Origin of the sequence: Geobacillus kaustophilus, assembly GCF_000948285.1 — a bacterium.
Lineage (GTDB): Bacteria > Bacillota > Bacilli > Bacillales > Anoxybacillaceae > Geobacillus > Geobacillus thermoleovorans_A.
On record NZ_JYBP01000003.1, the window covers coordinates 2,291,816 to 2,314,078 of the forward strand.

General features: G+C 52.9%; 23 protein-coding genes and 2 pseudogenes. 12 read left to right on the forward strand and 13 right to left on the reverse strand.

Annotation, left to right across the window (positions count from 1 at the left end; all coding sequences use genetic code 11):
• Positions 1-48: 48 nt before the first annotated feature.
• Complete coding sequence (locus LG52_RS20845) at positions 49-1,005, reverse strand: methyl-accepting chemotaxis protein (protein WP_044732087.1); 957 nt, start codon at positions 1,003-1,005, stop codon at positions 49-51.
• A gap of 244 nt (positions 1,006-1,249) precedes the next feature.
• On the opposite strand from LG52_RS20845, the gene ric reads away from it, so the two are divergent.
• Positions 1,250-1,957 carry an iron-sulfur cluster repair di-iron protein gene (gene ric / locus LG52_RS11830; protein WP_044732088.1) on the forward strand — a complete coding sequence of 236 codons (708 nt, stop codon included), beginning with the start codon at positions 1,250-1,252 and terminating at the stop codon, positions 1,955-1,957.
• 83 nt (positions 1,958-2,040) lie between these two features.
• Here the strand turns inward: ric and moaA are convergent, their stop codons facing one another.
• Positions 2,041-3,066, reverse strand: a complete 1,026-nt coding sequence (gene moaA / locus LG52_RS11835) for a GTP 3',8-cyclase MoaA (RefSeq protein ID WP_044732089.1) — start codon at positions 3,064-3,066, stop codon at positions 2,041-2,043.
• 55 nt (positions 3,067-3,121) lie between these two features.
• Positions 3,122-3,784 carry a molybdate ABC transporter permease subunit gene (modB, locus tag LG52_RS11840; protein WP_044732090.1) on the reverse strand — a complete coding sequence of 221 codons (663 nt, stop codon included), beginning with the start codon at positions 3,782-3,784 and terminating at the stop codon, positions 3,122-3,124.
• Between the two features lie 208 nt (positions 3,785-3,992).
• On the opposite strand from modB, the gene LG52_RS11845 reads away from it, so the two are divergent.
• A complete protein-coding gene (locus LG52_RS11845; RefSeq protein WP_044732091.1) occupies positions 3,993-4,718 on the forward strand; it encodes a Crp/Fnr family transcriptional regulator in 726 nt (241 codons plus the stop codon).
• Between the two features lie 246 nt (positions 4,719-4,964).
• Here the strand turns inward: LG52_RS11845 and LG52_RS11850 are convergent, their stop codons facing one another.
• The 5 genes from LG52_RS11850 to LG52_RS11870 form a co-directional block, all read right to left on the reverse strand.
• Positions 4,965-6,023: a multicopper oxidase domain-containing protein gene (locus tag LG52_RS11850; RefSeq protein ID WP_044732092.1), complete on the reverse strand. Its 1,059-nt coding sequence runs from the start codon at positions 6,021-6,023 to the stop codon at positions 4,965-4,967.
• 295 nt (positions 6,024-6,318) lie between these two features.
• Positions 6,319-7,494 carry an MFS transporter gene (locus tag LG52_RS11855; protein ID WP_082055744.1) on the reverse strand — a complete coding sequence of 392 codons (1,176 nt, stop codon included), beginning with the start codon at positions 7,492-7,494 and terminating at the stop codon, positions 6,319-6,321.
• 335 nt (positions 7,495-7,829) lie between these two features.
• Entirely contained in the window at positions 7,830-8,909 is a 1,080-nt protein-coding gene (locus LG52_RS11860; RefSeq protein WP_044732094.1) for an ABC transporter permease, read from the reverse strand.
• Positions 8,896-9,852: an ABC transporter ATP-binding protein gene (locus LG52_RS11865; RefSeq protein ID WP_044732095.1), complete on the reverse strand. Its 957-nt coding sequence runs from the start codon at positions 9,850-9,852 to the stop codon at positions 8,896-8,898. The genes LG52_RS11860 and LG52_RS11865 overlap by 14 nt, the downstream gene beginning before the upstream one ends.
• 2 nt (positions 9,853-9,854) lie before the next feature.
• Positions 9,855-10,994, reverse strand: coding sequence for an NEW3 domain-containing protein (locus LG52_RS11870; protein ID WP_407059887.1), 1,140 nt, complete (start codon positions 10,992-10,994; stop codon positions 9,855-9,857).
• 156 nt (positions 10,995-11,150) lie between these two features.
• On the opposite strand from LG52_RS11870, the gene LG52_RS11875 reads away from it, so the two are divergent.
• Positions 11,151-11,732 carry a sigma-70 family RNA polymerase sigma factor gene (locus LG52_RS11875; RefSeq protein WP_044732097.1) on the forward strand — a complete coding sequence of 194 codons (582 nt, stop codon included), beginning with the start codon at positions 11,151-11,153 and terminating at the stop codon, positions 11,730-11,732.
• Positions 11,710-12,471 (forward strand): anti-sigma factor, encoded by a 762-nt coding sequence (locus LG52_RS11880; RefSeq protein ID WP_044732098.1) that lies wholly within the window; start codon positions 11,710-11,712, stop codon positions 12,469-12,471. The genes LG52_RS11875 and LG52_RS11880 overlap by 23 nt, the downstream gene beginning before the upstream one ends.
• A 209-nt stretch (positions 12,472-12,680) precedes the next feature.
• Here LG52_RS11880 and LG52_RS11885 read toward each other — a convergent pair whose 3' ends face one another.
• Entirely contained in the window at positions 12,681-13,799 is a 1,119-nt protein-coding gene (locus LG52_RS11885; protein ID WP_044732099.1) for a TIGR04053 family radical SAM/SPASM domain-containing protein, read from the reverse strand.
• Positions 13,800-13,956: 157 nt separating this feature from the next.
• Between LG52_RS11885 and LG52_RS11890 the strand changes: the two are divergent.
• A pseudogene (locus LG52_RS11890) lies at positions 13,957-14,175 on the forward strand (transcriptional regulator); the annotation flags it as partial.
• Positions 14,176-14,423: 248 nt separating this feature from the next.
• On the opposite strand, the gene LG52_RS11895 reads toward LG52_RS11890, so the two are convergent.
• Positions 14,424-15,032 carry a molybdenum cofactor guanylyltransferase gene (locus LG52_RS11895; RefSeq protein ID WP_044732101.1) on the reverse strand — a complete coding sequence of 203 codons (609 nt, stop codon included), beginning with the start codon at positions 15,030-15,032 and terminating at the stop codon, positions 14,424-14,426.
• A gap of 100 nt (positions 15,033-15,132) precedes the next feature.
• On the reverse strand, positions 15,133-15,366 hold the full coding sequence (locus tag LG52_RS11900) for a DUF2249 domain-containing protein (RefSeq protein ID WP_044732102.1): 234 nt from the start codon (positions 15,364-15,366) through the stop codon (positions 15,133-15,135).
• Positions 15,367-15,495: 129 nt separating this feature from the next.
• On the opposite strand from LG52_RS11900, the gene LG52_RS20280 reads away from it, so the two are divergent.
• Complete coding sequence (locus LG52_RS20280) at positions 15,496-15,663, forward strand: hypothetical protein (RefSeq protein ID WP_167367365.1); 168 nt, start codon at positions 15,496-15,498, stop codon at positions 15,661-15,663.
• 51 nt (positions 15,664-15,714) lie between these two features.
• On the opposite strand, the gene LG52_RS11905 is transcribed toward LG52_RS20280, so the two are convergent.
• The gene (locus tag LG52_RS11905; protein ID WP_044732103.1) at positions 15,715-18,078 is read right to left on the reverse strand and encodes a nitric-oxide reductase large subunit; all 2,364 of its coding nucleotides are present in this window, start codon (positions 18,076-18,078) and stop codon (positions 15,715-15,717) included.
• Between the two features lie 233 nt (positions 18,079-18,311).
• On the opposite strand from LG52_RS11905, the gene LG52_RS11910 reads away from it, so the two are divergent.
• From LG52_RS11910 to LG52_RS20915, 6 genes and pseudogenes are all read left to right on the forward strand, one after another.
• The gene (locus LG52_RS11910; RefSeq protein ID WP_044732104.1) at positions 18,312-19,004 is read left to right on the forward strand and encodes a Crp/Fnr family transcriptional regulator; all 693 of its coding nucleotides are present in this window, start codon (positions 18,312-18,314) and stop codon (positions 19,002-19,004) included.
• 357 nt (positions 19,005-19,361) lie between these two features.
• Entirely contained in the window at positions 19,362-19,601 is a 240-nt protein-coding gene (locus LG52_RS11915; protein WP_044732105.1) for a DUF2249 domain-containing protein, read from the forward strand.
• Positions 19,598-19,807: a DUF2249 domain-containing protein gene (locus tag LG52_RS11920; RefSeq protein ID WP_013146125.1), complete on the forward strand. Its 210-nt coding sequence runs from the start codon at positions 19,598-19,600 to the stop codon at positions 19,805-19,807. Before LG52_RS11915 ends, LG52_RS11920 begins: the two co-directional genes overlap by 4 nt.
• On the forward strand, positions 19,804-21,054 hold the full coding sequence (locus LG52_RS11925; protein WP_044732106.1) for a membrane protein: 1,251 nt from the start codon (positions 19,804-19,806) through the stop codon (positions 21,052-21,054). The genes LG52_RS11920 and LG52_RS11925 overlap by 4 nt, the downstream gene beginning before the upstream one ends.
• A gap of 21 nt (positions 21,055-21,075) precedes the next feature.
• Entirely contained in the window at positions 21,076-21,378 is a 303-nt protein-coding gene (locus tag LG52_RS11930; protein WP_044732107.1) for a metal-sulfur cluster assembly factor, read from the forward strand.
• A 113-nt stretch (positions 21,379-21,491) separates the two neighbouring features.
• Positions 21,492-21,723, forward strand: a pseudogene (locus tag LG52_RS20915) (Fic family protein); the annotation flags it as partial.
• Positions 21,724-21,822: 99 nt separating this feature from the next.
• On the opposite strand, the gene LG52_RS11935 reads toward LG52_RS20915, so the two are convergent.
• Positions 21,823-22,179, reverse strand: coding sequence for a hypothetical protein (locus tag LG52_RS11935; RefSeq protein ID WP_231578538.1), 357 nt, complete (start codon positions 22,177-22,179; stop codon positions 21,823-21,825).
• Positions 22,180-22,263: the final 84 nt, after the last annotated feature.

Genomic DNA, 22,263 nt, shown 5'->3' on the forward strand with positions numbered 1-22,263 from the left:
CCCCTTTCTTTCCCTCACTCACTTCACTAAGCCCATTTTATCGCTTCATCACGATGATTGCCAATCTTGCAGCTGCTTGATCGATTTCGCCAACTTTTCGTCAACGACGGTGGCATCATCAATATGTTGCAAAATCATCGCCCGCGTTTCTCCGAACAAAGCAGCCGACCGCTCAAGCTCCTTCATCACTTCATCGGCATAGCGGAACTGTTCTTGAATATCGTTGAGCACATCGCCAACCCGTTTTTCAACTTGATCGATCAGCCCGATCATCGCCGACCATGTCCGTGATGTATGAATGCTCATTTGCACCACTTTATCAATGATGGCCGAAATGGCACCAGTTTGCGTGAGCGATCGTTGAATTTCTTGCTGCACCGCATCGGTGAGTTGATGAATCATTTCCGTGCTGTCTGCCGTATGTTCCGCCAGCTTTCTGACCTCGGCGGCCACGACGGAAAACCCTTTTCCATGCTCCCCGGCGCGCGCCGCCTCAATCGAGGCGTTTAAGGCAATCAAATTCGTCTGTCCTGCGATCTCTTTAATGACCTTGACAATTTGCTCAATCTCTTGCGAACGGTCGCGCAGCCGGTGCATCGCTGCCGACGTCGCCTCCATTTCGTCCCCCAGTTGCCCGATCGTCTGCTCAACTTCTTTGGACATGCGAATTCCTTCTTTTGCCGCTGCCACCATCTGTCCAGCCGTTTTCGCCAAAGCCGTCCCCTGTTCGCGCAGACGGCCAGAGATCGCGTATGACGATTGGCTGAGCGTACTGACATTGTCTACTTTTTCTTTCGTTTTTTCCACCAAGTCACCTAAGTCATGGTGCTGCCCGTTGACGAGTTCGTGTTGGCGGACGATTTGTTGCCATTCTCCAAGCAGTTCCGCCACTGTTTCGCGAATGGCGTCTTCTTGTTTCACGAGCTGGTGTTTCACCTCTTCGATCCGGCGCTCAAGCTCTCTTTTTTCTTCCTCCCAGCGGCGCGTCTTAGCCAACGGCCACATGCTGAATCCCCCCTCTTTGTTTCCAACAGTTCGTTTTTTCTATAGGGAATGACGGATTTACAGTTGCTTTCTTCTTTACATTTCGTCTGTTTTATTTTACAGGAAAGAAGAAGGGCACAGTTGTGATGTTGATCACATTCCTTTGTTGTCCGCTTTTTTTCGCCTGTGTGAGATGTATCACAACATTGACATGGAAAACAAGATATGCTGAAGCTGCAACGATTTGACGATGGAGGGATCCCAAATGGAACAGAGTTTTACCGAGCAATCGTTGATCGGCGATATTGTCACTAAATTTCCGAGAGCGGCGGATTTGTTGAAAGCGCATCGCATTGACTTTTGCTGCGGCGGACAGCGCACGCTGAAAGAAGCTGCCGAAGAGCGCGGGCTGGACGGCGAAGCACTCCTTCGCGAACTGAACGCCTTGTATAACGAGACGCAAAACAAGCCGGCCGAAAACTGGAGCGAAGCGCCGTTGACCGACTTGGTCGATCATATCATCAACACGCACCACCGCTATTTGAACGAGGAACTGCCGCAGCTCAGCCCGTATGTCACGAAAGTGTTGCGCGTTCATGGCATGCACCACCCGCATCTTTCCCGTGTGCATAAACTGTTTCATGAGTTAAAAACGGAACTCGAGCAGCATCTCGTGAAAGAGGAAACAGGCGCGTTCCCGCTCATTTTGCAATTTGCCGACAACCCGTCGCCGGAAAACCGGGAGGCGGTTGAGCAGGCTGTTTGCGAACTCGTCAATGAGCATGATGCCGCCGGCGATTTGATCAAAGAAATTCGCAACATCACGAACGATTTCACCCCACCGGAGGACGCATGCGGCACGTACCGCCTCGTCTACAACCGGCTCGCGGCGCTTGAAGACGATTTGTTCACCCACATCCATTTGGAAAACAACATCCTCTTCCCGCGCGTGTTGGCGGCGGTGAAGGCATAAAGAAAAAAACGCCGATTCGCACTTTCGAAAACATAAACCAAACGGGATCGCTTCTTCTATTGAAAGAGCGCTCCCGTTTTTCTTCATCCTCCAATATACGACATTTCAATTTTCGGGCGCTGTTTCGCTGTCTCTGCCGTCCGTTCCTCGGAATAGCGATCTGCTCGTTTGCTCCAGACTGCGGCAATCAGCGCCTTCAGCTCCTCTTTTCCCGCGCCGGCGCGCAGTTTGTCTTTCAACGACACGCCCTCAGAAGCAAACAAACATGTGTACAGCTTGCCTTCGGCGGAAATGCGCGCTCGTGTGCAGCTTCGACAAAACGCTTCTGTCACTGAGGCGATAAAGCCGACTTCCACGTTCGTGCCCGCGTACCGGTAGCGGCTCGCTACTTCGCCGAAGTACTCCTTTTCCACCGGCTCGAGCGGGTGCATGGCGTTGATTTGCTCATACATCTCTTTTTTCGTCACGACATGAGAGTAATCCCAGCCATTCGTTGTGCCGACGTCCATAAATTCAATCAAGCGGAGCGGAATGCCCAAATCTTTAAAGTAGGCGGCCATCGGCACGATTTGCGAGTCGTTCCATCCTTTTTTGACGACCATATTGACTTTCACGCCGAGTCCGGCTGCCCGAGCGACTTCAATGCCTTTTAACACCGGAGTAACGCCGGCGCCGATGCCGTTCATTTTGCGGAAAATGTCATCGTCCAACGCATCCAAGCTGACGTTGACGCGCTTCAGCCCGGCCGCTTTCAACCGTTTCGCCCATTTCACCAAATGGATGCCGTTTGTCGTGAGGGCAATGTCCCGCAATCCGGGAATCATGGACAGCCGCCTAATGAGCGCATCCAAGTCGCGCCGAAGCAGCGGCTCGCCGCCCGTCAGGCGGATTTTTTCGACCCCGAGTTCGACAAAACATTCCGCCAACAGCGCCATTTCCTCAACGGTCAACAGCTGGTCTTCCGCCAAAAAGCGAAAATTCGGCCCGAACACTTCAGCGGGCATGCAATAAACGCAACGGAAATTGCACTGATCGGTGACCGACAACCGCAAATCGCGAAGCGGGCGGGCGAGGCGGTCGATGATCTTCATCCGGTCGCGCTCTTCCATGGCGCTCCCTCCTTTCTCTTTCATGGGCCGCGTGATGTTCCAACGGCCTGTTCTTCTATCGTTGCAAACGGCCTAGTTTCGCCGCACAGGACAACAAACTAAATGACAATCCAATGGTGACCGCCACCCATGCCCACGCTAGCTCCATCCGCCCCGACTCCATCGCCATATAGACAGCGGTCGGGATCGTTTGCGTTTTGCCTGGGATGTTGCCGGCAAACATGAGCGTCGCGCCAAACTCTCCCAAGCTGCGGGCAAACGACAGCACCGCCCCGGACAACAAAGCGTTTCTGGCCAGCGGCAGCGAAATATGCCAAAACACTTGGCGCTCATTCGCCCCATCGATGCGCGCCGCTCCTTCGATCGTCGGATCGACTGCTTCGAGCCCCGCTTTCGCCGCTTGGTACATGAGCGGGAACGACACAACGACCGCCGCCAACGCCGCAGCGCCGGGTGTAAACAGCACCGTTGTGTGAAACCACGTTTCCATCAGCCGTCCGATCGGGCTATGCCGCCCAAACAGCACAACAAGCAAAAACCCGACGACCGACGGCGGCAGCACCAACGGCAGCATAAACACCGTCTCCACGATCGTCTTCCCGCGAAACCGGCAGCGCGCCATCCACCCCGCCGCTGCGGCCCCGAGGATGGCGACGATCAAACCAGCGAGAAGGGACACCTTTATTGACAACCATACGGGTGACCAAAAATCCGTCATAGATAATGGGCCTCTCTTTGCATCGTCTCTATTCACTATACGAAACTGTTCAATTGCTTGCTGTGACACTGTTCACATTGATTGTATCATATAAGCGGGGAAATCCGGCTTAGAAAAATTTGTGACCATGTGCACAAAAATCGGCCAATGGTGATTTTTTTCACTCTGTTTCCACTGTGATGTTTTTAAAATAGAAATAGCTAAACAAATGGAGGTGTCCATCATGGAAGGACAAATCCGTAAAGCGTCGAATCGTGATTTTTCCCATTTGCGCGCTTTGCTGCAATCATCCAAAAAAGTGATTCCGCTGCGCAAGCACTCGTTTTTGTTCCAAGAAGGGATGCCAGCCAATGAGCTTTACTTGATCCTTTCCGGCAAAGTGCAAGTCAGCAAAATTTGCCCGGACGGAAAAGAAATGTGCTTCCGCATTTGCGGAAGCGGGGAAATCGTCGGTGAATTGACGCTGTTTACGAGCGACCCGCGCTACTTATTGACCGCCAAAGTGATGGAACCCGGCGAAGCAGCGGTCATGGATAAGAATGAATTGGAGGAGCAGCTGCTCGTCAATCCAACTCTTGCTCTTGAATATATGCGCTGGATGAGCAAGCATGCCCGGCGGACGCAGACGAAGTTTCGGGATCTCATCATGAACGGCAAAAAAGGCGCACTCTATTCGACGCTCATTCGCCTTTGCAACAGTTATGGCGTCCCGCTTGAGGACGGAAGCATCTTCATCGACGTCGCGTTGAAAAATCAAGATTTAGCCAATTTTTGCGGCACGACGCGCGAAAGCGTCAATCGGATGCTCAACGCCTTGAAGCAGGAAGGGATCATCTCGATGAAGCGGGGCAGAATTACCGTCCGCGACTTGAACTATTTGAAAACGGAAATCCAGTGTGAAGACTGTCCGGCGGATATTTGTTGCATTGAGTGAGCGGAGCGCCATGGCTAAAGGAAGAGAACGTCTACCCGATCGTTTCCCATGGCCAAAGCAACGACCAAGCCATTTTGGCGCGCTGATTGGAAGAGCGCCCGATCAGTCGTTGTTCGAGGCCTGCCGGACGCTCTCTTTTTCTTTTAAATGTGATGTGAATCACTTCTTTTTCTTTTCGCCGCGATATAATTAAGAATCATAAGGCTTTGGGCGGCATCAATCCCGTTTTGGGAAAACGGGATGCGGTCAATGCCCGCTCGCTTCCGTGCCGTCGTCTTCGCCGGTTTCAGTCACTTTCAGTATGGCGACGGCTCCTTTTTGTGCGTCATTGAACTGGTGAGTGACGATCGGATATGTTCCCGGTTTGGTGACGTTAAATTCGACGACCGCACCGCCGCTTGCCGGAAGCATCACCGTTTGCATCCCTTTCAGATGATTGTTCGGGTTGCCGTCAAGGTATACATCATCCAACACCGTCCCGACAACGTGGAACGAGCTCACTTCGTTCGGACCGACGTTGTTGACATACAAGCGGATTTTCTCACCGACTTTCGCAAGCAGCGGTTTTTCTTTCAGCGTAAACGTATCGCCGTTCGTATTCGGATCGCCAGGTTTGAGCGCCTTTGTCGAGAAGACGACGTAGCTTGGCACGCCGTTTTGGAAATCGTTCATATCGTTATATTTGTACCACTCGTTTTGGATCAGCACATATTCGCGGTCGACTTCTTGATCGGTTGGGTAGCCGTTTTTCGGCTTGACGATGATCACGCCGTGCATGCCGTTGGCGATATGTTGCAAGACCGGCTTTGTGCCGCAATGGTACATGAATACGCCAGGATTATTCGCTGGGTACGTAAACGTTCCCGATTTTCCCGGCATCACATCGATAAAATCTTTTGATGGTGCGGCATGGACGGCATGGAAATCCATGCTGTGCGGGATGACGGGGTCCATGTTTTTCAACGTAAAGTGGATCGTATCCCCTTCATTGACGACGACGAGCGGTCCAGGCGCTTGGCCGTTGAATGTCCATGCCTTATACGTTTTTCCTTTGTCGATTTCAATGTCAGTAATTTGCGCCGTCATTTCGACGCGGACGTCATGCGGACCGATCCGTTCTAATTTTAACGGTACTGGCGCTTGGTTCACTCCTTTGTGCGCCGCTAACACGTCCGCGGCAGACTGTTGCGCTGACGTCCCATTTTTGTTTTCTGCCTGCGCCTCTCCTCCTCCGTTGTTGCTGCATGCTGCCAAAAGCGACGCAGCCAACGCAACTGACAACAACGTAGACACATTTCGTTTCACCGTTTTCTCCCCCTTCAGGTGATTTGATTTACACCTTCAGCGTACGCCCTTTCTGCCTTTCTCCTAGTGATTTGTATCACCAAGGAGCGGCCATGTTTAAAGGTTTTGTGAAATAATGAGCAATAAATATTCGCAATGTAGCAACCGTAACGAATGTAGCCCTATTCACTAACGGAAAACGACCTTCCTCTTTGCGGATCGCCATTTTCCATTCTTTCGTTGGGCTTGCACCTCCGCAAACCAAAAAGAGGCCAAAAGCGTACGCTTTTGACCTCTTTGGATCTGGCATCGGATTTTACGGCGCGTACCGTTTCGCCGGTTCGCCCGCTTTTTTGCCAAATACGAGCCGATTCAACAAGAAGCAGATAAGGGTAAACAAGCTAAGAAGCAGAAAACCGAGCACATACGAACCTGTCGCATCTTTGATGATCCCCATGACAATCGGCGGGAAAAAGCCGCCGAGTCCTCCCCAAGCGCCAACAAGTCCGGTGACGGCGCCCGTTTCCGCAGGGAACAGCTGCGGCACGAGCTTGAAGACCGCGCCGTTGCCCAGCCCGGACATCACGGCAACAAACAAACAAGCCGCTGTCATCACCCAAATGTTCCCCATTCCGAACGCGATCGCAATCGCCCCAACCGTCATTCCCGCATAGACGATCGTCAACACCCGTTCGGCGCCCATTTTATCGCCAAGGTAGCCGCCGACTGGCCGCGCGAGCGTGGCGAGAACCGTAAAGCCCGCCGCGCGCATCCCCGCATCCACAGGGGTTAACCCATACAAGTCAACGAGCAGCGATGGCAAGTAAATGCCGAAAGCGACAAACGCTCCAAACGTGACGAAGTAAAAGAGCGACAGCGTCCATGTATGTTTATATTTCAATACCGCCAGCGATTCGCGCACCGTTTTTTGGTGCTTCGGCTTCGGCATATCCGGTGTGAAAAACCAAACGAGAACGAGCATGATGACAACCGGGATGATCATCCCCCAAAACACCCACGGCACCCCAAACGCCGCAGCAATCGACGGAACGGAAAACGTTGCGACCGCCGTGCCGAAGTTCCCCATCGCGTTGATCCCAAGCGCTGTCCCTTGCTTTTCCGGCGGGGTTAAACGCGACACGAACGTCACGGAAATGGCGAACGACGTTCCCGCTATGCCGATGAAAAACGCCCAAAACAGAAGCATCGCATACGAATCCGCAAACCCAGCGCCAACAAGCGGAATGACAAGAAACAAGAGCAGCAGCGAAAACAGCCTGCGCCCCCCGATCCGATCCGTCCAAATGCCGAGCGGCAAGCGCATGACCGAACCGAGCAACACCGGAATGGCGACTAAAATGCTTTTTTGCGTCGATGTCAGCCCGTACATTTGTTGAAACGTGCTGGCCAACGGCGAAAACACGGCCCACACCGCGAACGAAAACATCATCGCCAGCGTCGTAATCGGCAGCAGCGCCTTCTGTTTGTTCACCATAAACCCCTCCCGTAGATCGGCTTACCGTTGAACGGTTGGTAATGCCATCATACGGGAGATGACAAAAAAAAATTTGTGATGTTGATCACAAAATCAACGGTTTTCACATAATCGTCAAAAAAGCTGAATTGTGCAGCCATTGGCGCAGACTTTCTGCCATTACCGCGATGCAGGTAAATTTTGCTTCCAACAGCGCAGCCAAACTATCATCCTTGTTTTACCGCAGGCCCCTTCCCCTGCAGAGAAAGGGGGAACCAAAGTGTTCGACTGCATAAAAACAAAGCGGCCGCAAGAAGGACCGCCTTTGAAATCCGTTGGCCATTGCGGTTCCATTACCCATGCGCCCGTATCTCCTGCCTCATAAACAACAGATAGGCGATCGCAAAGCAGACGAGGGTGGCGGCAATGAGCGCGGTCGCTTGCGGCCAAATGAGCAATAAACTTTGCGAAAGGGGCAAGGGGGCCGCGACAGCGCCGGCCGTTTGTTCCACAGTGACGATCCCTAGCGTCCGGACGTCCGGCGAAAGCAAAGCGGTCGTCGATTCATTGAACAAGTAGCCCGGCGACAATCTCATGAGACCGAGCACCAACTCTTGACGCCCGACGGCCTGTTCGACGGACGTAATGGCGTCAGACTGCAAAAACGATTTCGCAAACACTTCCACGATCATCGAGTAGAATAGATTGAAAAACAGCCAAACGGCCATCGATGACAACGCAGATGTCGCCGCTTGGCGGAAGACGACGGAAAACAAAATGCCGAGATTCAGCCAAAAGGCGATATACACAAGGCATAACAACAAAAAGCAGACAATGCGGGCAAACTCTTCGAAAGTAGGCGGAATCCCTAAAACCAAAATGCCCAACGCCGTCACAAGCAGGCCGAGCGAAAGAAACAAAGCGGCATTTAACAACAGCGCAGCGACAAACTTGCCGTTGATCACATAATCGCGAGGAATCGGCTGGGCCATGAGCCGGCTTAACGTCCCCCGATTCCGCTCCGAATTGATGGCGTCAAATCCGAGGGCGATGCCAAGAAGCGGCCCGAGAAAACTGACAAACGTTAGAAACGAAGGAAGCGTTCCGTCCGAGACGGTGAACAATTTGAGAAACAAGTAGGCGCCTTTCGCGATTTCTTTCGCTTCTTCCGAGGAATCCAACGCGTCGCGAATCGTCGTCATCGCCGTATACAGCGACCCGAAGCAAGTGAGCAAGATGAGAGCGATCAAAATGATCATGCGCCAGCTCGTCAAATAATCGGCCAGCTCTTTTTTGACAATGGCCGAAAAGGCGCTGTTTGCCTCTCTTGTCCGTTTCTTCTCATCATGCGCACCCGCTTTCAGTCGTTCGCTCCATCCTTTCACATATGAAAAAACACCGTTTGCCCATCGCCCCTCCTTACTGGCCTTCACGTACATCCCTCCCTTCAAAATAGCGGTGATAAATCTCATCGAGGCCGAAATTGCGGCGGCTCAGATGAAACAAGGAAGCACCTGATTCGACGATCGTTTTGCTGATGTCGGCGCTCACATCCGTTTGGCAATACACATCCCATCCATTTTCGATTTGCTCCACTTTGTTGACACCCGGAATCGCCTCAATTTTAAACCGTAAGGAAGCGTCAAGCGGTGAAGCGACCACATGGATGACATAGGCATCCTGCAAAAACAGCTGCTGCGCCAGACGTTCCATATTCCCTTCGGCCAACAATCGGCCGCCGACAAACAAGCCGACCCGGTCGCAAATTTGCTGCACATGGTGCAATTGGTGCGAGGACAATAGAACGGTGATGCCTTCATGGCGGCTCAAATCGCGGATCAGCCGGAGCAGCTCACGCACCCCCTCCGGGTCGATGCCCAACGTCGGCTCATCCAAAATGATCACTTCCGGGCGCTTCATCAACACATCGGCCAAACCGAGCCGCTGCCGCATTCCACGCGAATATTTTCCCGCTTTCTTATGAGCCGCATCAGTCAAGTCCACCTTCTCGAGCAGCTCCCACGCCCTCTTTTCCGCCTCGGCGCGGGGAATGCCATTTAACGCTGCCGTATACAGCAAATTTTCCATCCCTGTCATATGATGATAAAATCCGACATCATCCGGCAAATACCCGACTTTCCGTTTGACGTCAATCGGATTTCGCACCGGATCGATCCCGCATACCCTCACCGTGCCGGACGTCGGCTCGGTGAGCCCGAGCATCATCAAAATCGTCGTCGTCTTTCCGGCCCCGTTCGGGCCGAGAAGCCCAAAAATTTCCCCTTTTTGAATGGAAAGCGACAAATGGTCAACCGCCCGATGGTCGCCATACGTTTTGCACAAATTGTCAAGCTCGATGACGGCGGGTGCTGCCATGCTTACCTCCTCCCGTATGTTTTGATCAAATAGTACAGCCCTCCGGCCACCCCGAGAATGATCAACACCGCCACCACGCCCCAAACGGTCGACGTTTTGACCGACACACGAAACGCCGCTTCAGACGACGTTTCCGCCGTTTGCGCCTGGAAGTTGACGACGTAATCCCCGGCAATCGCTTCATCTGACGCTTTCACTTTCGCCTTGACGGTTTTGGAATCGCCCGGGTTCAGCTGAGCGATCGTGCTTTGATCGAATTCCACATCCCAATCAGGCGGCGCATCGGCCGTCATATTGATGTCCAAGAGCGGAGCGCTTCCGGTGTTTTTGATGACAAGATCGATCACCCGTTCATTCCCCGCCGTCACATCGGTGCTTAAGTTTCCTGACGGCGTCGTCAGCTTGAGCGCATACGTGCCCGTAATGACCGCTTCTAACGCCAGCTCAGCCGACGTATCGCTCGTTTGCGCTTTGATCGGGATTTTGTACGTGCCCGCTTTCACATTTTCCGGCGGTTTGACCTCGACGGTAATGTCTCTCGACTCATTCGGCTCGAGTTTCACCGACGTAACGGAATTGCCTTCCGATTTGAACGTCACTTGCCAACCTTTTTCCGCCGCCGAACTTAACGCGTAATTTTGCGTCTTGGCGGTTCGGTTTTTCAGCGTGACATCATACGTGAAGCTCGAATCCGCGTGCCCCTCGAGGTTCGTTTGTTCCGACGTCAGTTCAGTTTTAAACGATCCTTGTTCCGTCACGCGGACAAGCAGCGGCAATTTGGAGACGCCGCTCTCCCCTTTCGCGACGAGCCAAAAGCGGTAATCCCCTTTGTCAACATCCAACGGCACGGTCACTTCCAACGTGACCTCTTCTTCTTTCCTGCCTCGGACGGACAGCTGCTCAATCGTTCTCCCCTCAGCGGTAATCGAAGTCGACCATCCTTTCGGCAGGTGGTCAAACGAGAAGGTGACGTTTTCAATGTTGGAACCATTGTTGATGACATTGACCGTATAGTCGATCGTTTCCCCCGGCGTCACGGAAAGCCCGGTGTACGGCGTGAAGAGCACAACACCGCTTGCCGCCGCTACCGGGCGGATCGGAAGAAGAAGCGAAAAGAGCGTCAAGATCATAGCGAACATCATCAAGCTCTTGTTTCGCACGACATTCACTCCTTCCCTCTAGTTTCATTTCGTATACGCCCAAAATCGCTCAATGGATTTGTTTTGTGGAAAAAAAATTATAGAATGGACAGTAGGAGCTTACATCCGATCACCAGTCGAGCCGGGAGGTGGGGCAAGATGGAAGATCGACGGGAAGACGCGGAACTGCTTGCGGAGATCGCCGAAGGTTCCCGCGCCGCCTTTGACCGTTTTTACGAAAAATACGCTCCGATGGTCTATCATATCGCTCTTCGGATCGTCGGCGACGAGGCGGAGGCGGAAGATGTCAGCCACGATGTGTTTCTCGAAATCTTGCAAAAGCCCCATCAATTCGATCCGAAGCGGGGAAGCGTTCAAGCCTTTCTTGCCGTGAAAACGAAAAGCCGGTCGCTCGACCGCCTGCGCAAGAAACGGGATCTGTTGGCGAGCCGCCTTGAAGAAGCGGCTTTAAAAGAAAAGGGGGCGGAATTCTATTTTCTCCGCCAACTGGAACAACAAGTCATCATCGATGCGTTAACCCATCTCCCCGAGGAGCAGCGGCAAGCCATCATTCACTTTTATTTTCATGGGGAAACACATCGGGAAATCGCCGCCGCGATGAACAAACCGTTAGGCTCCGTCAAATCGCTCATCCGCTACGGCTTGCGCAATTTGCGGAAACAAAAAGAACTGTTCCGCTGGATGGAGGCTGGCCGAGGTGAAAAACAGCATGAAGCATAGCCATATTCCGGAAATGAAAATCGTGGACTGGCTGTTAGGCGTGCTGCCGGAGCAAGAAAAAGAAGACGTGTCCAACCATCTAAAGCAGTGCCGTGAATGCCAACGCTTGCTTGAAGCGTGGAAAAGCATCGGGCTGAAGGCGGAAGCCCAATATGAAGCGCCTCCCCTTTCCCATCAAGAGCGAATTTGGGCCCAAGCAGAAGCGCAAAAACAAACAAAGCGGATGCGGCGCGGTCTCCGCATTGCTGGAGGGCTGATCAGCGCGGCTTTGGCCGTCTCCCTTTTCGCCTTGCGCCTTTCCGTTTCGGACGGTGGGCGAGATGCTTCGCATGACCGACCGAGCGAGGCATATCGATACCAGATTATTGAACAAAATCACGACATTCCGATCGAGCAGATCATCCACAATCCAGAAACGAAACAAATTCCGATTGAACCATCGGCGCTCTTCCAACAGATGGACGGCACGATTTGGCTCAACGATGATACGAAGGAAATGCTGATGGAAATTGAAGGGCTGCCGCCGTTTGCGACCCGCGATTATCAATTGTGGATCATTTACACCAACAACGAAGTCAAAGGGGAACTGTTGACAATCCGCCACGGTGCGGCGCGCGTGTTGATCACCGGCGAAGATGTCAAGCAGTTCAAGCAAATTAAAGCGAGCCTCGAACCAAAAGGGGGAAGCGCGGCGCCAACCGGGCCGGAAACATTTATTGTCGATTTGGACCATGAATGATCTTTCGCACCAACCGATGAAAACGGGGAAGGCGCCCACCCCTTTCCCTTGCGTCTAAGGAAAACCGTCATGTTGAATCGCCGCAAAAACGATTTCGCGAACAGAAAACACGGTTGTTGCGCGCGCCCCATCCTCCACTGTCCACCGCAAACGCCCTGACACCGCTGGAAGAAAATCCGACGTTTGCGCCAAAAACGTCCACCCTTGGCCTAGCATTGGCTTCGCTCTTTTGTCCGCCACGCTTTCGGAATGTAAACGCAGTACGGCTCGCTTTCCAAATAGTCCCCCGTCACGGCGTACGCCCGCGAGCGCGAGCCGCCGCATACATGACGGAACTCACAAACGCCGCATTTTCCTTTGTATTTGTCCGGATTGCGCAAGTCTTGGAAAATCGGCGAGTACCGGTAAATGTCAGCGAGCGGCGTCTCCCGAACGTTCCCGGCTTTCACCGGCAACAGCCCGCTCGGATAAACGTCGCCGATATGGGAAATGAAGACGAAGCCGTTGCCGTCGTTTACTCCTTTCGGCGCGCGTCCGAGCCCGTCAACTTGCCCGGTCAGCCCTTTGTTCAACACGTCTTCGTAGCGGATGCCGCCTTTTGCCGTTTTTCCTTCGCGCATTTTTGCCTGCAGCACGACGCGGCGGTAATGCTGGCCCGCGGTCGTTTTAATATCAAATGAAACGCGCTTGCTCGTTTCATACAGCCAGCGGAACACCCGCTCATGCTCAACCGGGGAAATCATGTCCTCCTCTTTCCCCCTTCCGGTCGGCACAAGGAAAAAGACGCTCCAAAGGACGCATTTCAGTTTCTCCACCAATGCCACCATTTCATCAAGCACATGAACGTTGTACCGGGAAATGACGGTGTTGATCTGCACGGGAATGTCGAGTTCATGCAAGTAGTGAATCGCTCGGATCGTCAAATCAAACGAGCCGTTCGTGCCGCGGAAATGGTCGTGAATCTCGGCGTTCGGCCCGTCAAGGCTGAACGCCCAGCGCGACAGGCCGACCTCTTTCGCCTTGCGGATCGCCTCTTTCGTCACATTCGGCGTCGCGCTCGGCGTCATCGATACGCGCAATCCTTTGTCAACCGCGTACTTCGCCAAATCGTACACATCCGGGCGCATGAGCGGATCGCCGCCCGTAAAAACAAGCATGGGCTGCTCCATCTCGTAAATCTCATCGATCAGTTTTTTCCCTTCCTCAAACGTCAACTCGCGCGGGTCACGGTGGTACTGCGCTTCGGCGCGGCAATGAAGGCACTTGAGTTGGCACGCCCGCGTCAACTCCCAAATGACGATAAACGGGTTTTCCTTGAAATCACGCATCATGTTCCCTCCTCGGCCTCCATTGTATCGCAATGGCCAAGCGCGTTATGTGATCTCCATCACATCAACAGCGAAGCCGCAACAGATGGTGATCGTGCCATGAACGAAGATGACAGCCGTCTGAACAGGCGATATAATAAGCAAAAGCGAGGAGTGAATGAAAATGAATAAAGCCTTTCGTTTACTCGTAGAAGATCTAGAACAGGAAAAAGAGAAAGCGATCAAACAAGCCGAAAAACAGAAAGCCACCGAAATCGCGAAAAACTTGCTCGACATCCTGCCCATTCACGAGGTCGCGAAACGAACGGGGCTGACCGTTGTCGAAGTCGCGGATTTGGCGAAGGAAATGGACAAAAATCAACCGACGACTCGATAATACAAAAGAATCGCGGGCCGTGCTGTTCTTTTTTTCGCGCTGTTGCCGTTTCATGAAATTCAAGGTCATCACCAAAAGATGTACTTGACCTTTCATTGATAATAGAAACGTTATCGTACAGGCGAAATCATTTTTAACTTGCGTATCATAAGCGTCTTTCTGTATCAAGTGCATTTTGTGGTGAAGAGCCGGGAAAAAGAACAATTCCGTGGTCAAGGACGGCTCTTCTGACCGGCAAAAGATGTATGCTACGTCTGCTTTGGCCAAAATTCCCGCCCGTATCGATACTCTTCCTCAGTATTGACATTGCGCCATACGTCTTCATCCGCGGCAAGCTGTTTGGCATCAACATAGCGGACGCGTGCGCGGTCAAGGAGCGCCGCCATCCGCCGTTCGCCGGCATCGAGCAGCTCGGCGATCATAGAGCTAAGCCGCCGGTGGTATAAGGCGACCAACGGCTCGGGGCGTCCGCCATGGAGCGGGACGATGGCGTCAAACGTCGGATCGATATAGAAAGCAAGCCGCTCCACCACTTCCTGCCGCATGTACGGCATGTCGCACGGCAAGACGAACATCCAGTCCGCTCGGCTATGTTCCAGGGCCGTGTAAAGGCCGGCAAGGGGCCCACAGCCGCGGTAGCGCTCCACATCGAGCAGCACCGGGATGTCCGTTTGCCGGCGGAATTCATCGACAAGCGCCGGATGGCTAATGATGTACAGCTCATCGACAAGCGGGCGCAGCGCCGCAATGGACCAAGTGAAAAACGGAGCACCGCGATGCTCGGCGAACGCCTTCGGCCGCCCGAACCGGCGCGACTGGCCGCCGGCGAGCACCGCTCCGGCAATGGTTGGTTTCATGGCGATTCCCCTTTCCGGACATCATCTGTTCCTACCGTACCATATGAACCGGCGAAAAAAAAGATTTCCGCCTGCAGACGGAAATCCCGATGGACGCTATTTATTTTTTTCCGATCGCCACCCGCCATACGTCCGGCCCTTCCTCAAGGTATTCCCATGTAAACTGATCTGGACGCTCCATCATGAATTGGTAGTGCAGTGGACGTGGGTCATGGTCATTGACAAGCTCCATCACTTCCCCCGGCTTTAAGCGGTCAAACAGCTGGAAAATCGCCGGATGGCGGTCGCGCGGTGGATAGTCGGGAGCGTGGATTTTTGCGGCAAATTGGTTCATAACATTGGCCTCCTTTGTAGTATAATGAATTATATACTTTATCATAACCGCTTGAACCTTGGGGGGTAGTGACGAGCGTCACAGCCCGAAGGTGAACATGTTCAATCCCCATGAAAGGAGAAATGGCGGTTGGAAGAGCTTGTTGGCTTTTGCGCGCAATGCGGCAAGCCGATCCATTGTCTGCATGGGTTTTTAAACGGCGTCGTCAGCCGAGAGACAGAAACGTTGTACTGCTTTCCATGCCATGACAAGCAAAAGGAAAACGAACACGCCAAGCCAGACAAATGCCACAAGTAATTGAAAACGTTCACAAATGAAAGGCACAGCGGAATCCCGCTGTGCGTTTTGTTATTCTTCCTCCGCCAAATTCGCCACCGGCAGCTCTTCCCCTTCCCCATGCGTCGGTTTGCGCAAATGGAAGATCGCTTTGATGGCAAAAGCAAGCAGCGCGGCGACGCCGATTAAAAAGATCGTATCTGGAATGAAGCGGACAAGCAGCAAGTTTTGCACGATGTCTTGCTTGAGGAACGAAGGCGAACGCGATGCCCAATAGCCGTGCGCAAACGCCTCTTTGATTTGCAACACCCCGACCGGAAGGAGCGTGATGGCAACCATGCCTGCGAGCCCAATGTTTAGCATCCAGCATGAGAATTTCAGCCATTTGTCGTTCCATGCTTCCGGTTTGACGATGTTGCGAAGCGAGTAAAGGAGCACGGCAATGGCAAACATGCCGTACACGCCCATCATCGCCGCGTGGCCGTGGGTCGGTGTTAAAAACTGCCCGTGTTCAAAGTAGCTGACAGCCGGCAAGTTGATGAGGAAACCGAGCACGCCGGCGCCGACCAAGTTCCAAATCGCTGTCGAAATTAAGAACCAGAACGTTGCTTTGTACGGGAAGTTGACCCCGCCGTCTCGCATCATTTTGTATTGCTCGTACGCTTCCAAAATGAGCAGCGTGAGCGGAATGACTTCGAGCGCCGAGAACACGGCGCCGAGGGCGATCCAAATTTCTGGCGAACCGTTGTAGTAATAGTGGTGGCCGATGCCGATCACGCCGCTGCCCAACAAAATCGTAAATTGGAAGTACAGCGCTCGAACCGTCGATGTTTTCGTCACAAGCCGCAGCTGGACGAGCAAAAACCCAATGACGACAACAGCAAACACTTCGAAAATGCCTTCCACCCATAAGTGGATGATCCACCAGCGCCAAAAATCCGCCATCGTAAAGTTCGTATCCGGCTCGATAAAGAAAGCGAAGATGTAAAAGAACGGAACGGCGATGGCCGAATAAAACAGCAAGTGAATGAGCCCGCCTTTGTCGCTTTCTTGTTTCAGACCGCGCTTGACGCCGCGGAAGACGATAAACAGCCAAAGGAGCATGCCCACGACTAAAATGATTTGCCAAACGCGGCCCAGCTCAATGTATTCCCAACCTTGGTGGCCAAAGAGGAACCATTCGTTTCCTAAATAGCCGTTCACACCGAGCCATTGGCCGATCATGCTGCCGCCGACAAGGACGACAAGCGCCCAAAAGAGCAGATCCACAAGCAGCCCTTGCTTTTTCGGTTCCTGCCCGCCGACAAGCGGGGCGATGAAAATCCCCATGCCAAGCCATGCAGTTGCAATCCAGAAAATCGCCAGCTGCAAATGATACCCTTTGGCGATGTTAAACGGCAGCAAATCATGAATCCATTTAATGCCAAAGAAACTGTCCGGTTCCGTATAGTAGTGGGCGAGCAGCGCCCCGAACATCGCCTGGACGAAAAACAGCGCGGCGACGACGACGAAATATTTGCCCGCTTTCACTTGCGACGGAGTAAGCGGCTGCCGCCGCAAATCGATGACCGGAAACTTCCCTTCCGCATACGCTTCTTGCATGCTTAATTGATAGCGGTGGAACACGTACAAAATGATCCCGATGAACAAAATCAAAATCGTCACGCTCGCACCGCTCCACCAGACAGCGGAGAACGACATCGTATTGCCGGCATCTTCATAGTACGGCCAGTTGTTCGTGTACGTGATGTTATCCCCAAGCCTTGGCGTGCTGGACAGCCAAGCCGTCCAGAAGAAAAAGTCGGCAATTTGTTTGATTTGGTCGCCATCCGCCACCCAAGCGCGGCCCGTTTTCGGCATATCGGCTTCTTGAATCAACCCTTTTTTCAAGCCCCAGCCGTCGCCATTTGTGAACACGTCGCGGTAGTAGTTGCGCACTTTCTCGAGCCCGTACACTTGGGCGTCCGTCAACACAAGCACATCGGTTATCGGATTGTAGCGGTTTTGCCGCATTTCTTTGATGACTTGTTCGCGGATGATTGTTTTCTCATCGGCTGTTAAATCAGAAAATGGTTTGTGATACCGCTCTTTCGCTTTGTAATCTTGCATGCCTTCCGTATACACTTTTAGCGCTTCCGCCGTATAGTCCGGCCCCATATACGACCCGTGGCCAAGCACCGTGCCGTAGTCCATCAGCCCGTATTTTTGGAAAACGGCCTGCCCGCCGATGATCGTTTCTTTCGTCATCAGCACTCGGCCGTCTTCACTGCGCACTTCCTTCGGTCTTGGCGCCATTTCTTTAAAGATCCAATACCCGCCGACAAGCAGGACGGTAAAGCTGATCAAAATGGTGAAAATGAGAATCGATTTAAGAAAACTGTTTGTCGTTTGCCGCCCCGGCCGGACGTTGGGGCGAACGGATCGATGAACTTCCATATGAGACAACCTCCTTCTCGTTTGTTCGCTCCCATTGTAGCGCGTCAAACCGCAACCCGTTTGTGAGCCGGGGCAAATGTCGACTATGATTTATATCACAGCTTTTCGGTGTAAGAATTTATACAATGAAAGCAGAATGTGCTGAACGACGCAAGTTTTCAAAAAGAGAACCGATCGAGGCCCCGCTTGGCCATTGTTATCATTTTGTCACATTTTTATAAGGAGAGAACCCCATGGCGAACCATTGGATGAAAGATCGCTTAAAAACCGTTCCGTTGTTTCGCGAACTGTCCGATTATGAACTCGAGTCGCTTGTCGCCATTTCCCACGTGCGCGTCTACAAGCCGCGGACGTTCGTCTTTATGCAAGGCGACCCGCTCGAGCGCGTCTATTTCATTCATTCCGGCACGGTCAAAATTTATAAAACCGATGTAAGCGGGAAAGAACAAATCGTTTCGATTTTGCAGACGGGAGAAATGTTTCCGCACGCTGGCTTTTTCTTAAAAGGAACATACCCGGCCCACGCCGAAGTGGTCGAGGAAGCGACATTGATCGCGATCCCGATCCATGATTTTGAACAAGTGTTGATGGCAAGCCCCGAGCTATGCATGAAACTGTTTCGCGTCATGGGCGAAAAAATCGTCGACTTGCAAAACCGGCTTGAGGCGCAAGTGCTTCATAATACGTACGAGCAAATCGTTCTTCTCTTGCTGCGCCTGACGCGGACGAACGCTGTCAAGCAAGGAAAATGGCATCGCCTCACCGCCCATGTGACGAACCGCGAGCTGGCCAACATGATCGGCACCGCCCGCGAAACGGTGAGCCGCACGTTGAGCCAGCTGAAACGAAAAGGGCTGATTGATGTCGATGAACACGGCTTTTACTTAATCGATCAGGAAGGGCTGGAAAAAGAAATCTTTTTCTAGAAAAAAGCGGCCGATTCCAACTTTTTTTATTCGAGAAACGTTGCCGCACCGTTCGGATGAAACGCTGCCGATTGGCGCGCGGCGCCCGTTGTTCACCAGCCTTCGAATCGTTCTTGCGCAATCGGTTTACACCGGAGGCATGAGCTTCTGGAAATCAGGGGATTTCCCCCGTTCTGATAGGACGTTTCGATCCATTGTTTCCCTGCACAAAGGATTTCCACCCGCCTTTTGAACGAGGAAAACCATCCGTTTTGAGGCGCAACGGAAATATCCTTTTTCAGTTGCAAGATTGTGATTTAGATCACAACACACATTGCTGAAAATGATTATCATAGCAGCCAAAAGGGGGGAAAGCACATGGGTGTGACAATTGAACTCGATGTGCGCGAAGATTTGCAGAAGAAGCGCGAACCGTTTGAAAAAATTATGAACGCCATTAAGCCGCTAAAACCGGGCGATACGTTCATTTTGCACGCTCCGTTCAAGCCGCTGCCGCTGTTTCCGATTATGAAAGCGAAAGGGTTTACGTACAAGGCCGAACAAATCAAGAAAAAACATTGGAAAGTGACGTTCACGAAACAGGGGGGAGACGAATGATCCTCGACAACCGCGGGCTCGAGCCGCCGCAGCCGATGATGCGGACGCTGGCCGCCCTCGCCAAGCTCAATCCGGGTGAAACGTTGACGATCATCAACGACCGCCGCCCGATGTTTTTATATGAACAGCTTGATGAGCTCGGCTACCGGCACGAAACCGTCGCACGCGAAGACGGCAGCTTTGAAATCCGCATTACGAAAGGATGAGCAACGTGTTTCCCACTCGCACGGGGACGGAAACAGACGTCCGGCTGCCGTTTTCGTTTATCACGTTTGCTGTTTTGTCGTTTGTTGCGTCGCAAGTGTTGCTTCTGACCGTCATTCCGTCACTGGCCAGCGGCGCGTTCCGGCTGCCGCTCGTCTGGGCGGCGGCTCACCTCGGCTTGCTTGGCTTCGCGTTGATGACCGCCATGGGGGCGATGTACCAGCTCGTTCCCGTCGCCTTTTTGACGCCGATTTGGAGCGTGCGGCTTGGCTTTTGGCAGTTTGCCGTGACAGCCATTGGCATCGTTGCGTTCGCGATCAGCTTGGCGGCGGCGCCGACTAGGGCTTTTCTGCCCGGTTTGTTGCTTTTGCTTGGCATCGTCCTATTTGTCTGGCAAATGGCGATGACGTTAAGAAAACAAGAAACGAAAAACGTGATGACGCTCTTTGTCGCTACGTCGCTGTTGTTTTTGCTGCTGACGGCAGCCGCCGGGGGGCTCTTGGCGTTTCACTTTTTCGCCGCCACAGGCGCTGACAGCCATGAAACGGCATTCGTTCTGCACGTATTGTTTGGGCTGTGCGGCTGGTTTACGCTGCTCATCATCGGCTTTTCGTACAAAATGGCGCCGATGTTTTCGCTCGCCCACGGCTTTTCGCTGCGGCCGGCGCGCTGCGTGTATGCGCTGTACACCAGCGGCATCGCCGTGTCTTTGCTTCACTTGTTCCTGCCAGGGCAGGTGTGGCTTATGGTGGGGACGGCCTTGCTCACGAGCGGATTCACCGTTTTCGCCTGGCATATCCGCACCATTTTGCAAAAGCGGATGAAAAAAGCGCTGGACCGTCCGTTCCAATTTTCCGTCACGGCGGTGGCCATCGGCCTTGCGCTGCACGCGGCTGCCCTTGCCGCCATCATGATTGGCAGCGGACGGTGGATTGGCATTATCATCTACCTTTCGGCGGTCGGCTGGATCGGGTTTAGCATCATCGGCTATTTGTTCAAAATCGTGCCATTTTTATGGTGGACGCATCGCTACAGCGAAAAAGTCGGCCAACAACACGTACCGACGTTAAAGCAAATGATGAACGAGCGAGCCGTCGCCGTCCAATGCCGCCTATGGCTTGCCGCCCTCGCGCTCGCGGCCGTTGCGCTTGCGACCGCGAGCGTGCCGCTGTTGGCCGTCGCTCAAGTATTGCTGGCTGGACTAAGCGTCGCCTTTGCCGGAACGATGTTAGCGGTTTTCCGAAAATAAGCCAATGAGGAGGAAACTACGATGGATGTCCGCGAACTCGCCATGCAACAACTGAAAACGGTCATTGACCCGGAGCTTGGCATTAACGTCGTCGATTTAGGTTTGATTTATGACTTGAAAATTGAGAATGGCCATATCGATGTCCTGATGACGCTCACGACCCCTGGCTGCCCGCTTCACGACTCAATCGCCGGCGGCGTCAAACGGGCGCTCGAACAAATCGCCGGCATCCGCGACGTGCGCGTCCAAGTGACATGGAACCCGCCATGGACGCCGGAGCGGATGAGCGAAGAAGCGCTTCGGCAGCTTGGCTATTTTGCTTGAAACGATCCACTCTTCCCCCCTTTTTAGCCGTTCGTCCGCGTTAGGCGGGCGGTTTTTTTCACTGTCCTGCGGCGCTAGACACTCCCCCGGCCCCTATTTTTGTATAATGAAAAGCTTATGGAAACGGACGAACCGCCCGCTTAACGATGAATTTCATTTTAATGCAGCACGGCTATCCGCCCGCCATTGTGAAAGCAAGCCCAGAACAACGTCCGCAATATTATGAGGCGCTGGAAGAAGCGAGCGTAAAAGGAGAAGTTACTCCCATTCATTCAACTGATCGCCGCATGTGTCGAAGAAAGCTTGCGCCACTATTTGCACGCGTTGGGGATTGAGGACGAATGAAACAGCGCAAAACGAAAAAGACACGGAAGTGAACATGATTCCGTGTCTTTCCTTCTTGCCCCACTCCTCCGAGGCCGCCTCCGGTTGGCGTTTGATCTGCTATTCAAGCAACACATTCAACAACCATGCCATCAAAGGAACGATGACAAAGAAGGCCAAGGCGATGTATCCGAAGCACCGAATCCACCGAGGAAACCCTCGCCAATCGAGGCCTTCCCGCTTCATCGCCCCTCCCGCTGCGATCCGATCCAACTCTTCGGTCGACGAAAACACCCGGTCATCCATCCGTTGAATCTCTTCTGCCCATTGTGCTTCGTGCATCTCTTCTTCTCGAGAGCCCTTCATGACGCCCCCTGCCCCCTCTTCCCCATTGCTTTTCATGAACAGACAAAAACGATGTTTCCATCCAACAACGGCGATCCCCAAGTTCAGCCATTCGCTATGTTTCATCTTCATGATACCATCTCTCATCGACAAAGGCTATCTATCTTTTCCAATCATTTCTTACACGAAAACAAACACTAAGTTAGACAATGCATC